Below are 15,323 nucleotides of genomic sequence, written 5' to 3'. Positions count from 1 at the left end.
CGGACGTTGTCCACGGAGTCGACCTTCTCCAGGAGCTCCCAGCCCTCGGCGTAGGCCTGCATCATGGCGTACTCGATGCCGTTGTGGACCATCTTCGCGAAGTGGCCCGCGCCGACCCTGCCCGCGTGCACGGAGCCGAAGTCGCCCTCGGGCTTCAGGGCGTCGAAGACCGGCTGAACCTTCGCCACGTTGTCGGGGGCGCCGCCATACATCAGCGCGTAGCCGTTCTCCAGGCCCCAGACGCCGCCTGAGACACCGCAGTCGACGAAGCCGATGCCCTTGGCCGCGAGCTCCTCGGCATGCTTCTCGTCGTCCGTCCAGCGCGAATTGCCGCCGTCGACGACGACATCGCCGGGCTCGAGCAGCCGGCCGAGCTCGTCGACCGTGGACTGGGTCGCGGCACCGGCCGGGACCATCACCCACACCACGCGCGGGCCCTTGAGCTTGCCCACAAGCTCCTCGAGGCTGTGGACGTCCGCGAGGTCCGGGTTGCGGTCGTAGCCGAAGACGGTGTGGCCCGCGCGGCGGATGCGCTCGCGCATGTTGCCGCCCATCTTGCCGAGGCCGACGAGACCGAGCTCCATCAGTGGTTCCTTACGTTGCGACGAGGCGTGAGGTGGTGCGGGGGCGGTACGAGAGCACCCGCGCGTGGCGTCTCGTACCTGCCGACCGAGCCTAAACCCGGACGCTCCCGCACACCTGTGGGCATAGCCGCTCAAGCGAACCCGAGCGGCCTGCCCCTCAAGCTCCTCAGCCCGAGAGCCGCACCGGCATGATCAGGTACTTGTACGCGTCGTCCGCCTCGGCGTCCACAGCCGGCCTGCCGGAGAGCAGCGCGGGCTTGGTGGACGTCGTGAACGACAGCTGGGCGACCGGGGAGTCGATCGCGCTCAGGCCGTCGAGCAGGAACGTCGGGTTGAAGGCGATCGAGATGTCATCGCCGTCCAGGTTGGCGTCCACCCTCTCCACAGCCTGTGCGTCGTCGCTGGAGCCGGCCTCCAGGATGAGCACACCCTGCTCGAAGCTGAGCCGCACCGGAGTGTTGCGCTCGGCGACGAGGGCCACACGCTTGACGGCCTCCACGAAGGGGGCGGTCTCGATGACGGCCACGGAGTTGAACTCCGTCGGGAACAGCGTGCGGTACTTCGGCAGGTCGCCCTCGAGGAGGCGGGTGGTGGTGCGGCGGCCCGCGCCCTCGAAGCCGATGAGGCCCTCGCCCGCGCCGGAACCGGCAAGCGCCAGCGTGACCGTGTCACCGCTCGTGAGCGCCTTGGCGGTGTCCAGGAGCGTCTTGGCGGGCACCAGGGCGACCGCGGAGGCCTCCGGGTCCTCCGGCTTCCACAGGAACTCGCGGACGGCGAAGCGGTAGCGGTCGGTGGACGCCAGCGTCACCGTGTCGCCCTCGATCTCGATGCGCACACCGGTGAGGACGGGCAGCGTGTCGTCACGGCCAGCCGCGATGGCCACCTGGGAAGCGGCAGCGGCGAAGACCTCACCCGGGACGGTGCCCGTGGCGGTCGGCATCTGCGGCAGCGCCGGGTACTCCTCCACAGGAAGCGTGTGGAGTGTGAATCGCGAGGAGCCGCAGACCACGGTCGCTCGTACACCGTCTGTGGAGATCTCCACCGGACGGTTGGGCAGAGCGCGGCAGATGTCGGCGAGCAGGCGACCGGAGACGAGCACCGTGCCCTCCTCGTCGATCTCCGCGTCCACCGAGACGCGTGCCGAGACCTCGTAGTCGAAGCTCGACAGGCTGAGTGCGCCCTCCTCGGCCTTCAGCAGAAGGCCGGCGAGGACGGGCGCAGGCGGTCGTGCCGGAAGGCTGCGCGCCGCCCAGGCCACCGCCTCCGCGAGTACGTCGCGTTCCACCCGGATCTTCACTTAAGCCGCCTCCTGCAGTTGCTGGCTGCTCTCGCCCTGCTTGGTCTTCGGTCTGCCGTCTGCATCGGCAGACGTGGTGTCGCTCGGCCCACTGCTGGGGAGAACACCGGGGACCAGTCTGACGCACGGCACTGACAGTCGTTGCCTGCCTCGGTCAAGTCGTGCCGAGCGGCGGTCGAGGCGGCGAGAGCGAGTTGTGCACAGCCCCCGCTTCGAAACGGATTCCCAGCTCTTACTAGTTGGACGTAGTAGTAGGGGCTGTGGAAAGCGTGGATAACCTCGAAAGCGCAGGTCAGAGGCGGTTTTTTGTCCACCGTGCCTGTGGGCCGAGACGGTGGACAACCGGCCATATCTGTGGACGGCGAAAAGTTCTGCACACTCGATGCACAGGCTGGGGTGACTTCTCCCCAGCGCCGTCCCCAGCTTTACCCGGGTTCTCCCCAGCCCAACCGACCACCTTGGTGTGACGCCTTTCACTCGCGGAGGTGAGATGGCGCGTCGCGTTGCCGAACAGTGGACAGCCGTGTGGAGAAGCTATTGATCACTGTGCACAACAGACGCGAGCCTGTGGGTTGCCGGTGGACAACATGATGCACAGCCTGTGGAGAAAAAATCTGTCCACAGGCTGTGGAGATAGTTTTTCCACGAATCCACAGCCTTCTGACCTGGCCTGATGCCCAGTCACCGGGTCGCGCTGTGGATACGATCTGGACAACTTCCCAGTCCCCAGGGTGTGGATCGAAAAAACCCGCCAGATCTGTGGAGAACACCCGTAACGCGGCTGGGAATCGAACACCGGCCGGGCGTGCTGTGCCCTTGGACCGGTGCCCGACACGACGGCGGCCCCCGCCGAGAGCACGAAAAGGGCGCTCCGGGAGTCGTTCCCGAAGCGCCCTGTGGGTCGTAACCGGTCTGCTGTCAGCCGTTCTTGATGCGGTTGGTGAGCTCGGTGACCTGGTTGTAGATGGAGCGCCGCTCGGCCATCAGCGCACGGATCTTGCGGTCCGCGTGCATCACCGTCGTGTGGTCGCGGCCGCCGAACTGAGCACCGATCTTCGGCAGCGAGAGGTCGGTCAGCTCGCGGCACAGGTACATGGCGATCTGCCGGGCCGTCACCAGGACGCGACTGCGCGAGGATCCGCAGAGATCCTCCACGGTGAGCCCGAAGTAGTCCGCGGTCGCCGCCATGATGGCCGGGGCCGTGATCTCGGGAGCCGCGTCCTCGCCACCGGGGATCAAGTCCTTGAGGACGATCTCTGCCAGCCCCAGGTCCACAGGCTGCCGATTGAGCGACGCGAACGCCGTGACGCGGATCAGCGCCCCTTCCAGCTCGCGGATGTTGCGCGAGATGCGGGACGCGATGAACTCGAGCACCTCCGGAGGCGCGTTGAGCTGCTCCTGCACCGCTTTCTTACGAAGGATGGCGATACGGGTCTCCAGCTCCGGCGGCTGGACGTCCGTGATCAGGCCCCACTCGAACCGGTTGCGCAGCCGGTCCTCCAGGGTCACCAGCTGCTTGGGCGGCCGGTCACTGGACAGCACGATCTGCTTGTTCGCGTTGTGGAGCGTGTTGAAGGTGTGGAAGAACTCCTCCTGCGTCGACTCCTTGTCCGCGAGGAACTGGATGTCGTCGACCAGAAGGATGTCCATCTCGCGGTACCGCTTGCGGAAGGAGTCGCCCTTGCCGTCACGGATCGAGTTGATGAACTCGTTGGTGAACTCCTCGGAGCTCACGTACCGCACACGCGTGCCCGGATAGAGGCTGCGCGCGTAGTGCCCGATGGCGTGCAGCAGGTGCGTCTTGCCGAGGCCCGACTCCCCATAGATGAACAGGGGGTTGTACGCCTTGGCCGGCGCTTCGGCTACCGCGACCGCGGCCGCGTGCGCGAAGCGGTTCGACGCGCCGATGACGAACGTGTCGAAGAGGTACTTGGGGTTCAGACGCGCCGTCGGCTCACCGGGGCCGGTCGCCGGCGCGGGCTGGGCCGCCAGGGGGCCGGGCGCGCCACTGGGCACGCCACGATTGCCGGGGCCGTGCCCGCCGTCCTGGTTCGGACGGCCGCCCATGGTGGGTTTGCCGGGCTCACGCCGCTGCGGCCGTTCGCGAGAAGGGTCGTAGGAACCGCGCTCCTCATAGGACGACCGCTCTTCATAAGAAGAGCGGTCCTCGTAGGAGCGGTCTTCGTAAGGTCGCTCTTCGTAAGAGGAGCGGTCCTCGTAGGAGGGGCGACCGTTCCCTTTCTGCTCGTACGGGGAGCGGTCCTGCTGCTGCTCGTAGCGACCGCGCTCCTGCTCGTACGGCTGCTGTTGCTCGTACGGGGAGCGGTCCTGCTGCCGGTAGTCGTGCTGCGGCTGCTGTGTGGGCGTCGCGTACGGGTCCCGCTCCGGGAAGCCGAGCCGGGGCTGCTGCCAGTTGTACTCGTCCTGCTGCGGGCGCGGCCAGGCGCCCGGTTCGGGGCGTTGGTAGTCCGGGTAGGCGGGGCGGGCGGTCGGGAGCTGGTCGGGCCGGGGCGCCGGGGGCTGTTCGGTCCGTTGGCCCTGGCCGTGCTCGTCGGCGCCGCGGCGCTCATAGCCGTCGTACGTCTCCCGCTTCTCGTACGTCTCGCGGTTGTCGAACGCGTCACGCGGCTGGCCGGGAGAGGGCTGTTGCTGTGGCTCGGGGGCCTCGTAGCGATGCTGTGGGGCCGGCGGGGGTGTGGGGGCGGGCGGCTCGCCCACGGAGTCGTCGACGGTGATCGCGATCCGGATGGGGCGGCCGCACTCGCGGGTGAGGGTCTCGCTGACGACCGGGGCCAGCCGGCCTTCGAGTACGCCCTTGGCGAATTCGTTCGGAACGGCGAGCAGCGCGGTGTCGGCGACGAGTGCCAGCGGCTGACAGCGCCGGATCCAGTGCTCGTCCTTCGTCTCGACGCCCTGCCCGCGGCCTTCCCCGAGGAGTTGCTCCAGAACTCGTGGCCACACTGCGGCAAGATCGGCAGGTACGTCAGCCACAGGGCACGCTCTCTCGCTGGTCCCACGAACGTGTGATTCCTGGGACGGATCGGGAAGAAAATCGGGTGGGGCGGTGAGAAGGGAACGAATCGGAGTTCAGCCACGGTAGTCAGCGCGACCGCTGCGGTTCAAGTTGTTGTCCCCAGCCTGTGGACAGTGTCCCTCGCATGACGCCGGTTTGACCGGATGGCGCAGCCGCGCGTACCGTGACCAGGTCGAGTTGTCGATGGCTGCTGCCGCCTGCCTCCGATGGGCAAGGTCACGATCCACAGTTCTTGCGGACCGTGTAGCGGTGCACTCGGGCGTATTCGCGAGCTACTCGTGGGCGCACGGTGACAGCCAGGCGATGTCCCGCCACCACACGTTTTTCAGGAGCCCCCGAGTGAGCAAGCGCACCTTCCAGCCGAACAACCGTCGTCGCGCCAAGACCCACGGCTTCCGCCTTCGCATGCGGACCCGCGCCGGTCGTGCGATTCTCGCCAACCGTCGTGGCAAGGGTCGCGCCAGCCTGTCCGCCTGATTTCGTAATCAGGTTATGACGTGCTGCCTACCGAGTATCGGCTGAGGCGGCGCGAAGATTTCGCGACCGCGGTACGCCGGGGACGTCGGGCCGGACGCCCGCTTCTCGTCGTTCACCTACGTAGCGGTTCAACGGACCCGCACGCGCCCAGGGAGACTCTCTCCCCGCCGCGTGCGGGTTTCGTCGTGAGCAAGGCCGTAGGTGGTGCCGTTGTACGGAACGCGGTGAAGCGCAGACTTCGGCACCTCATGCGCGACCGGGTGGCTTTGTTGCCCCCAGGTAGCCTGGTAGTCGTACGCGCGTTGCCCGGAGCGGGCGACGCTACCCACGCACAGCTGGCCCGAGACCTGGATGCCGCGCTGCAGCGGCTGCTGGGAGGGGGCGCGCGATGAAGTACCCACTGCTCGCCTTGATCAAGATCTATCAGTGGACCATCAGTCCATTGCTGGGTCCGGTGTGCAAGTACTACCCGTCGTGCTCCCACTATGGCTTCACCGCCATCGACCGGCACGGGGCGGTCAAGGGAACAGCACTTACCGCCTGGCGGATCCTTCGGTGCAATCCGTGGTCGCTGGGCGGCGTCGACTATGTTCCGCCACGCAAGCGTCCGCGCTGGCACGAGATGCTGCGCGAGGCATGGCGCGGGGACAAAAGAACGGCCCCCGCCGTTGAGGGCGACAGCCCCTCTGCACAGGACAATAAGTCCGGAGCGACTTCGCCCAACGCCCAAGGAGCCTGATCAGGGACATGATTTCCGATATCGTCAACGCTGTATCAGGCGTTTTCGCGTTCCTCACGACCCCGGTGTCGTGGGTCATCGTCCAGTTCCACACGGTCTACGGGGCGATCTTCGGCCCTGATACCGGTTGGGCCTGGGGCCTGTCGATCGTGTCCCTGGTGGTCCTGATCCGGATCTGCCTGATCCCGCTCTTCGTGAAGCAGATCAAGTCGACCCGGAACATGCAGCTGCTCCAGCCTCAGATGAAGGCGATCCAGGAGCGCTACAAGAACGACAAGCAGCGTCAGTCCGAAGAGATGATGAAGCTGTACAAGGAGACGGGTACCAACCCGCTCTCCTCGTGCCTTCCGATCCTCGTACAGTCGCCGTTCTTCTTCGCCCTGTACCACGTGCTCGCGGCCATCGCCGAGGGCGAGACGAAGGGCGTCATCAACCAGAGCCTCCTGGACAGCGCTCAGAAGGCGCACATCTTCGGTGCCCCGCTCGCAGCGAAGTTCACGGACAGTGCCAGTGAGATCAGCGCCATGGGTGCCTCGCTGACGGATGTCCGCGTGGTCACCGCGATCATGATCATCGTGATGTCGGCGTCGCAGTTCTACACGCAGCGCCAGCTGATGACGAAGAACGTCGACCTGACGGTGAAGACGCCGTTCATGCAGCAGCAGAAGATGCTGATGTACGTCTTCCCGCTGATCTTCCTCTTCATGGGTATCAACTTCCCCGTCGGTGTTCTCGTCTACTGGCTGACCACCAACGTGTGGACCATGGGCCAGCAGATGTACGTGATCAGCCGGAACCCCACTCCGGGCTCCAAGGCTCAGGCCAAGATGCTCGAGGGTCTGCAGAAGCACGTCGTCGAGCACAGTGCTACGAAGAGCAAGCGCGAGCGGAACATCGTCAAGGGGATCGTCGCCAAGGGCCGCGATCGCAACGAGTACGAGCGCAAGTTCATCAACGGGCTGAGCAAGGCCGGTCTCGCGGCTCAGGCCGACGGCACTGTGGCCAAGGGCACCGCGGCCGCGGAGGAGCTGGACGAGGACGGCATGCCGAAGGGCGCCGCGAAGCGCCAGCAGCCCAAGCGCCAGTCCAAGTCGCAGCGCCAGTCCGGCTCGACAGCCAAGGACGACTCCCCCTCCTCTGAGAAGACCTCGCTGGAGAAGGAGGACGAGCCGCAGGACGCGAAGCCGCAGTCCAAGCAGTCCGGTGGCGCCAAGCCCGCGGGCGGCTCGCAGCAGCGCAGCAAGGCCAAGTCCGGGCAGCGCAAGGGCGGCCCACAGCGGCCGAAGTCCCCGTCCAAGAAGTAGTCCCTCGACCTACGCGTCGTAAGACGTTGGCGCAAGCCTTGACGCAAGAAGGAGCCCATCCCGTGACGGAAGGCACCACCGCCGCTGCTGAGGGTGGCGACACCCTGACCCGCCTCGAGCAGGAGGGTGAGATCGCCGCGGATTACCTCGAGGGTCTGCTGGACATCGCCGACCTCGACGGCGACATCGACATGGACGTCGAGGCCGACCGGGCCGCCGTGTCCATCGTCAGTGATGTGAGCAGCCGTGATCTGCAGAAGCTGGTCGGTCGCGAAGGAGAGGTCCTCGAGGCCCTCCAGGAGCTGACCCGCCTCGCGGTTCACCGGGAGACCGGGGACCGCAGCCGCCTGATGCTGGACATCGGCGGCTACCGCGCGAAGAAGCGCGCCGAGCTCACCGAGCAGGGCGCCAAGGCCGCGGCCGAGGTGAAGAACACCGGTGAGCCGGTCAAGATGAATCCGATGACGCCCTTCGAGCGCAAGGTCGTGCACGACGCCATCAAGGCGGCCGGCCTGCGCAGTGAGTCCGAGGGCGAGGAGCCGCAGCGCTTCGTCGTCGTGCTTCCTGCCTGAGCGGCAGCACGTCGCCTTCCGGCCCCGTCTGTTTCGCAGGCGGGGCCGATCTTTGTCAGCCTTTTAGTCAGCCACTTACTGCGGTAGAGCGGTACGGAAGGACGGTTCCCGTGACGGAGGCAGCAGAACTCCCCCCGGCCCCGGAGCAGGCCCGGGCGGTATTCGGCGAGCGCTTCCCGGACGCGGTCCGGTACGCGGAGCTTCTCGCTGACGCGGGAGTGCAGCGCGGCCTCATCGGCCCTCGCGAGGTGCCGCGTCTGTGGGAGCGGCACATCCTGAACTGCGCTGTGCTCTCCGAGGTGGTACCCGAGGGCCTCACGGTGTGCGACGTCGGTTCGGGCGCCGGCCTGCCGGGAATTCCGCTCGCCCTGGTCCGCCCGGACCTCAAGATCACCCTGCTGGAACCCCTGCTCCGGCGTACGACCTTCCTGACCGAGGTCGTCGAACTGCTTGGGCTCGACCATGTGACCGTGGTGCGAGGGCGGGCCGAGGAGGTCCTCGGTAAGTTGCCTCCCGTCCACGTCGTTACCGCTCGTGCCGTGGCCCCGCTGGACCGGCTGGCCGCGTGGGGCGTTCCGTTGCTCCGGCCGTACGGGGAAATGCTGGCGCTCAAGGGCGACACGGCCGAGGAAGAGTTGAAGAGCGCGGCCACTGCCCTGAGCAAGCTCGGCGCGGTGGAGACGTCGGTTCTGCACGTCGGCGAGGGCGCCGTGGACCCCCTGTCCACTGTCGTGCGCGTCGAGGTCGGGGAGAGCCCAGGCGGCGTGCGTTTCGCGGCGAAGCGTGCGAAGGCGGCCCGCACGGGGCGTGCCCGGCGCAGGCGCTGACGACCGGCGGTACTCCACAAAAGCTGTCAAACGTACGTATCTCGGGGTGTCGCGCAGAAGCGTGTCCCGCTGCGGTGCATCGTGTTTCACGTGAAACGTCGCTCACTGCTGCAGGGCATCATCAGTCGTGGCCGCGCGGCGGCCGCCCCCCGCGACCAAAAACCCCTCGGATCCCTCGATACGGGCACGGAGTTGTCCACAGAGGGGGATTCGTCCACAGAAGTACGGGCCTCGCTGGTTCTTGACCCCGAAGGCATGGGAGGCTCTGTTCATTCCGAGCCTGAAGTCGAGGAGAGTGAATCCTTGCGGTCCGACGCCAACATCGCGGGACCGATGACCGATCCGGTCCCCGGTCCCCGTACCGAGTCGGCGGGGGAAGATGTTTCACGTGAAACACCGCCCCCGATGGACGACACACCCATCGGTCGCGCTGCCCAACTGGCAGTAGAGGCTCTCGGTCGTGCGGGCGAGGGCCTGCCACGTCCCGAGCAGACTCGCGTCATGGTGGTGGCCAACCAGAAGGGCGGGGTCGGTAAGACCACGACAACGGTCAATCTTGCCGCCTCACTTGCGCTGCACGGCGCGCGCGTCCTGGTGGTGGACCTGGACCCACAGGGCAACGCCTCCACGGCTCTGGGCGTCGACCATCATTCCGAAGTGCCCTCCGTCTATGACGTATTGGTCGACAGCAGGCCGCTCTCTGAAGTCGTCCAGCCCGTCCCTGACGTGGAAGGCCTCTTCTGTGCCCCGGCCACCATCGATCTCGCCGGTGCGGAGATCGAGTTGGTCTCTCTGGTCGCACGGGAGAGCCGACTGCAGCGCGCCATCCAGGCATACGAGCAGCCGCTGGACTACATCCTCATCGACTGTCCGCCGTCGCTCGGGCTCCTGACGATCAACGCCATGGTCGCTGGAGCGGAAGTGCTGATCCCGATCCAGTGCGAGTACTACGCGCTGGAGGGGCTCGGGCAGCTTCTGCGGAATGTGGAACTCGTGCGTGGGCACCTCAACCCCACTCTGCATGTCTCCACGATCCTGCTCACGATGTACGACGGCCGGACTCGGCTGGCGTCCCAGGTCGCGGATGAAGTCCGTAATCACTTCGCCGGCGAGGTCCTTCGCACGAGCATTCCGCGCTCGGTGCGTATTTCGGAGGCCCCGAGTTATGGGCAGACCGTGTTGACCTACGATCCAGGGTCGAGTGGGGCACTCTCCTACCTCGAGGCGGCGCGAGAGATGGCGCTGCGCGGAGTCGGGATCCACTACGAAGCCCAGAACGCCCACACGGGCACTCAACTTGACCAGCAGAGTACGTCGGAGGGGATCCAGTGAGCGATCGACGGAGGGGACTTGGCCGAGGACTCGGCGCGCTGATCCCGGCTGCCCCCACACCTGAGAGGACGGGCCCGGCCACCCAAGCGGGAGGAGTGTCGGCGTCTCCTGCCTCGGCGCCGGTGCTGACGACCGAGCGCGGAGTGGCGGCCGCGAAGGTGGCCGCGCTGCCACAGCCGCCTGTTTCACGGGAAACCGAGGAGCCGGCGACCATGACAGCCGAGCCCTTCGAGCGTCCGGCGGGAGCGCATTTCGCCGAGCTGCCGATCGACACCATCACGCCCAACCCGCGCCAGCCGCGTGAGGTGTTCGACGAGGACGCTCTCGCCGAACTCGTCACGTCCATCAAGGAAGTCGGCCTGCTGCAGCCTGTCGTCGTACGACAGGTTGGGATCGACACCTACGAGCTCATCATGGGCGAGCGGCGCTGGAGGGCCTGCCGAGAGGCGGGACTCGAGCGCATCCCGGCCATCGTGCGTGCCACGGACGACGAGAAGCTCCTCCTCGACGCGCTCCTTGAGAACCTGCACCGTGCGCAGTTGAACCCCCTGGAAGAGGCCGCCGCCTACGACCAGTTGCTCAAGGACTTCAACTGCACGCACGATCAGCTGGCCGACCGGATCGGCCGGTCGCGCCCGCAGGTGTCCAACACGCTGCGGCTGCTGAAGCTCTCGCCGGCCGTGCAGCGCCGGGTGGCCGCAGGCGTGCTGTCGGCGGGGCATGCGCGTGCGCTGCTCTCCGTCGAGGACTCCGAGGAGCAGGACCGGTTGGCCCACCGCATCGTCGCGGAAGGGCTTTCTGTGCGGGCCGTCGAGGAAATCGTGACCCTCATGGGGTCGGGGCCCCAGAGCAACGCACGGGCCAAGGGGCCGCGGGCCGGCGCCCGGGTCTCCCCGGCGCTGAGCGAACTCGCCACGCGGCTCTCGGACCGCTTCGAGACGCGGGTGAAGGTCGACCTGGGGCAGAAGAAGGGCAAGATCGTCGTCGAATTCGCGTCGATGGACGACCTGTCGCGCATCCTCGGCTCTCTCGCTCCCGGCGAGGGACCGGTGCTCCAGAACGGTCTCCCGGAGGAGACCGACGGCGACGAACAGGACTGACCGCCGCCCTCTCATCACGCGAGAGCGGGTCGTGTTCCGGCGTGTACCGGAACACGACCCGCTCTTTGCTTGTCTACGGTATCGAGCGAATCCCATCGTGGTTACGATGCGACGGGAAGAGCGCATCCACCCGGCGGCACCTCATACAGGAGGCGGGTCATGCGATCGGTGAGTCGCACCGGACTGATGACCGCAGGCCTGGGCCTTGGAGCGGTCGGCGGATTCGTCGGCAGCCTGCTCAGGGAACGGAGCGCTCTGACGGCCGCCTGCGCAGCGGCGGGCGAAGGAAGCGAGGAACTGTCTTCATGGGGCGTCGGCTCGTACCGCTCACACTGGACAACCTCCCGGACCTCCCCAAGCGTTGCCGTTCGTGTGTCTTCTGGGAGCTGGACCCGGTCAGCGGCCAGGCTGCGGTAAAGGCGGGCACGCCCGAACTGGAGAAGGAAGCGTGGATCTCCGCTGTCCTGCTGGAGTGGGGCTCCTGCGGACGCGTCGTTTACGTGGATGACGCTCCGGTCGGCTTCGTGCTTTATGCGCCCCCCGCGTACGTCCCACGGGCCACTGCCTTCCCGACAAGCCCGGTGTCCCCCGACGCCGTTCAGCTCATGACGGCCTGGATCTCCCCCGACTTTCAGGGGCAAGGGCTAGGCCGGGTCATCGTGCAGACCGTCGCGAAGGACCTGCTGCGCCGGGGCTTCAAGGCGATCGAGGCCTTCGGGGACGCTCAGTGGAAGGGGCCCGCCTGTCTGCTTCCCGCGGATCATCTATTGGCGGTCGGGTTCAAGACCGTGCGGCCCCACCCCTCGTATCCACGACTGCGCCTGGAGCTGCGGACGACGCTGTCCTGGAAGGAAGACGTCGAGATGGCCCTGGACAGGCTTCTGGGAGCCGTACAGAAGGAACCGGCACTCCGCCCACTGTGACAGTCGACGGGCCCTCACAACGGCAACGGGCCGGCCCTTGGAGGGCCGGCCCGTTCGTGTTTCACGTGAAACAACGACCGCCGGTGAATCGGCGTCGCTCGATTACTCAGAGATGAAGTCCTCGAGGTCGCGCACGATGGCGGCCTTGGGCTTGGCACCGACGATGGTCTTGGCGACCTCGCCACCCTGGTACACATTCAGGGTCGGGATCGACATGACGCCGTACTTGGCGGCCGTGCCCGGGTTCTCGTCGATGTTGAGCTTGACGACCTCGATCTTGTCACCGTGCTCGGCGGCGATGGCCTCGAGCGACGGCGCGATCTGGCGGCACGGGCCGCACCAAGCGGCCCAGAAGTCGACCAGGACGGGCTTGTCGCTCTTCAGGACGTCCTCGTCGAAGGTGGCGTCCGTGACGTGCTTCAGGTTGCTGGCCACAGCAGGCTCCTCATTTCTTGGGGGGATACGTGAGTAGGAGTTCGGGTCAGACGCCGGCGGCCTGGGTCTTCTCGGGCTCGGCGGCTTCGCCGTCGGCGAGGCCGGCCAGGAAGCGCTCGGCGTCGAGAGCGGCGGAGCAGCCGGTGCCGGCCGCCGTGATCGCCTGCCGGTAGGTGTGGTCCACGACGTCGCCGGCGCCGAAGACACCGGTGAGGTTCGTGCGCGTCGAAGGGGCCTCGACCTTCAGGTAGCCCTCGTCGTCGAGCTCGAGCTGACCCTTGAACAGCTCCGTGCGCGGGTCGTGGCCGATCGCGATGAACAGACCGGTGACCGGCAGCTCGGACGTCTCGCCCGTCTTGAGGTTGCGCAGCGTCAGGCCGGAGAGCTTCTGCTCGCCCTTGACCTCAGCGATCTCGCTGTCCCAGACGAACTTGATCTTCGGGTCGGCGAAGGCACGCTCCTGCATCGCCTTCGAGGCGCGCAGGGTGTCGCGACGGTGCACGATCGTCACGGACTTGGCGAAGCGCGAAAGGAAGGTGGCCTCCTCCATCGCGGTGTCGCCGCCGCCGATCACGGCGATGTCCTGGTCCTTGAAGAAGAAGCCGTCACAGGTCGCGCACCAGGAGACGCCGCGGCCGGAGAGCGCGTCCTCGTTGGGGAGGCCGAGCTTGCGGTGCTGGGAGCCGGTGGTGACGATGACGGCCTTCGCGCGGTGCACGGTGCCCGCGGTGTCCGTCACGGTCTTGATCTCGCCGCTCAGGTCGACGGCCACGACGTCGTCGGGCACGAGCTCGGCGCCGAAGCGCTCGGCCTGGCCGCGCATGTTGTCCATGAGCTCGGGGCCCATGATGCCGTCCTGGAACCCGGGGAAGTTCTCCACCTCGGTCGTGTTCATCAGCGCGCCACCAGCGGTGACGGCACCCTCGAACACGAGCGGCTTCAGCGACGCGCGCGCGGTGTAGAGCGCCGCCGTATAGCCGGCGGGCCCGGAGCCGATGATGATCACGTTACGGACGTCGCTCACGGCTTGATTCCTCGTCTCTGCGGGACTGCTGCGTACTGCCAGGGGGAGGCCATTGGGAGGACTCTCACCCGACCCAACGGATCCTACGGGGCATGCATTCCCGACGTGCCCGGCCACACTTAGCGAGTGCTCTTGGGCGTCCCGGAGCCGTGGTCGTAATCGTGCTTGTACAGCAGCGTGCCGGCCGACGAGGAGGACGTGCCGACGCAGGAGGAATCGATGACGAAGGCCGTGACCCGATGGGCCGGATCTGTCTTGTGGGGCAGCACGACGAGGTAGGCCTTCTTCCCTTCGTACGTGCCTGTCTCCGCGGCGAGGGGGTCCTCGTTCCGGTGGGTTCCGAGCTGGATGCACGGGGGCACAGAGATGGCCCGTTTCTGCATCGGAGCCTTCGTCCCCTGTGCGCTGGGCCCCACTTTTTCGGTGTTGAGCGTCGAGGAGCCGAGCAGCGTCATGACCTTCGTCTCCAGAGTGCCCTTGGCGAGGGTCGACGCGCTGTGGCTCTTCCCTGCGACCGGCGAGCCGCCCTCGTCGTTCTGGATGAGCAGGGCTCCCACGCCGATCGCTGTGACCGTCAGGACGGCTCCGAGCGCGGCACCGGCGCGCTTCCGGTTGCCGCGTACCTTGCGTCCGGGGCCGGTGGCCCCGTGCGCGTGTCCGGCAGGACGGTCGGCCGCGGTCGCCGTTTCACGTGAAACAGGCCCCGTTTCACGGTCCCCTTCGAAAGCCAGGGCCGCATCGATCCGGCTCACGATCTCCTCCGGCATACGCGCCGGGGCCGTCACGGCACCGAGCGTGCCCCGGATCTCTTCCAGGGACGCGAGGACATCGGCGCAGAGTGCGCAGCCGTCGAGGTGCTGCTGGACGGCGGCCGTACGGGTGGGAGCCAACAGGCCCTCGGCGAGTTCGGAGATCTCGGTGACCTCCGGGTGCTCTGCCGTGTCGGTCGTGGATGTCACGCTCGCCCACCTCCGCCCTTCACCGCAGCCGAATCGGCAGGTCCTGTCTCGTCACGAGGTCCCGCTGCGGGTGGGACGGATGTCCCCTGCGCCCGGTTCCTTCCAGGGGGCGGGTTCTCGCCACCTTCCTGGCCCCCGCCCTCTGTGCGGAGATGTGTGAGCAGCGGAAGCAGTTTGGCTCGGCCGCGCGCGCAGCGGCTCTTGACCGTGCCGGTGGGCACATCGAGGATCCGCGCGGCCTCGGCGACCGGATACCCCTGCATGTCGACGAGGACGAGGGCAGCGCGCTGATCGCTGGGCAGGACCGAGAGCGCCTCGATGAGCTGACGGTGCAGGTCGCTCCGCTCGACGGGGGCGTCCGCGGACTCGTGCGGTTCCAGGAGCTGGTCCAGACGGTCGGCGTCGTCCACGGGCGCCGTCTTGCGCGAGGCCATCTTGCGGGCCCGGTCCAGGCACGCGTTGACGGTGATGCGGTGCAGCCAGGTCGTCACCGCGGACTGGCCGCGGAAGGTGTGGGCGGCGCGATAGGCGGAGACCAAGGCGTCCTGCACCGCGTCCGCGGCTTCCTCTCGATCCCCCAGGGTCCGCAGGGCCACGGCCCAGAGGCGGTCGCGGTGGCGTCGGACGAGTTCACCAAAGGCGTCCTTGTCGCCGGCGACGTGACGGGCGAGGAGGTCCTGATCGTTCGCTTCGCCATAGGCGTCGTCCACTGTCGA

16 protein-coding genes are annotated in these 15,323 nt (G+C 67.3%); 9 read left to right on the top strand and 7 right to left on the bottom strand.

The genetic code is table 11. The features are described from left to right. From ACWD2L_RS25215 to dnaA, 3 genes are all read right to left on the bottom strand, one after another. Positions 1-584, bottom strand: a 584-nt coding sequence (locus tag ACWD2L_RS25215; protein ID WP_351332270.1) for an NAD(P)-binding domain-containing protein, incomplete at its 3' end; no start/stop codon positions are given. Between the two features lie 166 nt (positions 585-750). Continuing rightward, positions 751-1,881, bottom strand: coding sequence for a DNA polymerase III subunit beta (gene dnaN / locus ACWD2L_RS25210; protein ID WP_351332267.1), 1,131 nt, complete (start codon positions 1,879-1,881; stop codon positions 751-753). Between the two features lie 918 nt (positions 1,882-2,799). After that, positions 2,800-4,872, bottom strand: coding sequence for a chromosomal replication initiator protein DnaA (gene dnaA / locus ACWD2L_RS25205; protein ID WP_351332265.1), 2,073 nt, complete (start codon positions 4,870-4,872; stop codon positions 2,800-2,802). A gap of 382 nt (positions 4,873-5,254) precedes the next feature. Between dnaA and rpmH the strand changes: the two genes are divergently transcribed. The 9 genes from rpmH to ACWD2L_RS25160 all read left to right on the top strand — a co-directional run bounded on the left by rpmH (position 5,255) and on the right by ACWD2L_RS25160 (position 12,189). Then, positions 5,255-5,392, top strand: coding sequence for a 50S ribosomal protein L34 (gene rpmH / locus ACWD2L_RS25200; protein ID WP_006381191.1), 138 nt, complete (start codon positions 5,255-5,257; stop codon positions 5,390-5,392). 20 nt (positions 5,393-5,412) lie between these two features. Further along, a complete protein-coding gene (gene rnpA / locus ACWD2L_RS25195; protein WP_351332263.1) occupies positions 5,413-5,784 on the top strand; it encodes a ribonuclease P protein component in 372 nt (123 codons plus the stop codon). After that, positions 5,781-6,131: a membrane protein insertion efficiency factor YidD gene (gene yidD / locus ACWD2L_RS25190; protein WP_351332261.1), complete on the top strand. Its 351-nt coding sequence runs from the start codon at positions 5,781-5,783 to the stop codon at positions 6,129-6,131. The genes rnpA and yidD overlap by 4 nt, the downstream gene beginning before the upstream one ends. Positions 6,132-6,139: 8 nt before the next feature. Beyond that, on the top strand, positions 6,140-7,435 hold the full coding sequence (gene yidC, locus ACWD2L_RS25185) for a membrane protein insertase YidC (protein WP_351332258.1): 1,296 nt from the start codon (positions 6,140-6,142) through the stop codon (positions 7,433-7,435). Between the two features lie 62 nt (positions 7,436-7,497). After that, complete coding sequence (locus ACWD2L_RS25180) at positions 7,498-8,007, top strand: Jag family protein (protein ID WP_351332257.1); 510 nt, start codon at positions 7,498-7,500, stop codon at positions 8,005-8,007. A 110-nt stretch (positions 8,008-8,117) separates the two neighbouring features. Beyond that, positions 8,118-8,834, top strand: coding sequence for a 16S rRNA (guanine(527)-N(7))-methyltransferase RsmG (gene rsmG, locus ACWD2L_RS25175; RefSeq protein WP_351332256.1), 717 nt, complete (start codon positions 8,118-8,120; stop codon positions 8,832-8,834). A gap of 255 nt (positions 8,835-9,089) precedes the next feature. Continuing rightward, positions 9,090-10,166 (top strand): ParA family protein, encoded by a 1,077-nt coding sequence (locus ACWD2L_RS25170; RefSeq protein WP_351332290.1) that lies wholly within the window; start codon positions 9,090-9,092, stop codon positions 10,164-10,166. Further along, entirely contained in the window at positions 10,163-11,266 is a 1,104-nt protein-coding gene (locus tag ACWD2L_RS25165; protein WP_351332253.1) for a ParB/RepB/Spo0J family partition protein, read from the top strand. The genes ACWD2L_RS25170 and ACWD2L_RS25165 overlap by 4 nt, the downstream gene beginning before the upstream one ends. 305 nt (positions 11,267-11,571) lie before the next feature. Then, positions 11,572-12,189, top strand: a complete 618-nt coding sequence (locus ACWD2L_RS25160; protein ID WP_351332251.1) for a GNAT family N-acetyltransferase — start codon at positions 11,572-11,574, stop codon at positions 12,187-12,189. Between the two features lie 102 nt (positions 12,190-12,291). Here the strand turns inward: ACWD2L_RS25160 and trxA are convergent, their stop codons facing one another. From trxA to sigM, 4 genes are all read right to left on the bottom strand, one after another. Then, on the bottom strand, positions 12,292-12,624 hold the full coding sequence (trxA, locus tag ACWD2L_RS25155; protein ID WP_351332248.1) for a thioredoxin: 333 nt from the start codon (positions 12,622-12,624) through the stop codon (positions 12,292-12,294). A 46-nt stretch (positions 12,625-12,670) separates the two neighbouring features. Next, positions 12,671-13,648, bottom strand: a complete 978-nt coding sequence (trxB, locus tag ACWD2L_RS25150) for a thioredoxin-disulfide reductase (RefSeq protein ID WP_351332247.1) — start codon at positions 13,646-13,648, stop codon at positions 12,671-12,673. A gap of 119 nt (positions 13,649-13,767) precedes the next feature. Further along, positions 13,768-14,607: an anti-sigma factor family protein gene (locus tag ACWD2L_RS25145; protein ID WP_351332244.1), complete on the bottom strand. Its 840-nt coding sequence runs from the start codon at positions 14,605-14,607 to the stop codon at positions 13,768-13,770. Then, positions 14,604-15,317, bottom strand: coding sequence for an RNA polymerase sigma factor SigM (gene sigM, locus ACWD2L_RS25140; RefSeq protein WP_351332241.1), 714 nt, complete (start codon positions 15,315-15,317; stop codon positions 14,604-14,606). Before sigM ends, ACWD2L_RS25145 begins: the two co-directional genes overlap by 4 nt. Positions 15,318-15,323: the final 6 nt, after the last annotated feature.

The sequence above is a fragment of the Streptomyces sp. NPDC002754 genome (genome assembly GCF_053592315.1).
The sequence above is the reverse complement of the archived record's forward strand: the minus strand, read 5'-3'. Positions and strand labels throughout refer to the sequence as shown.

Excerpts from the sequence above, each read along its gene's own strand:
- yidD (WP_351332261.1), top strand. The coding sequence starts at position 5,781 with ATGAAGTACCCACTGCTCGCCTTGATCAAGATCTATCAGTGGACCATC.
- yidC (WP_351332258.1), top strand. The coding sequence starts at position 6,140 with ATGATTTCCGATATCGTCAACGCTGTATCAGGCGTTTTCGCGTTCCTC.
- ACWD2L_RS25160 (WP_351332251.1), top strand. The coding sequence starts at position 11,572 with ATGGGGCGTCGGCTCGTACCGCTCACACTGGACAACCTCCCGGACCTC.
- ACWD2L_RS25170 (WP_351332290.1), top strand. The coding sequence starts at position 9,090 with ATGGGAGGCTCTGTTCATTCCGAGCCTGAAGTCGAGGAGAGTGAATCC.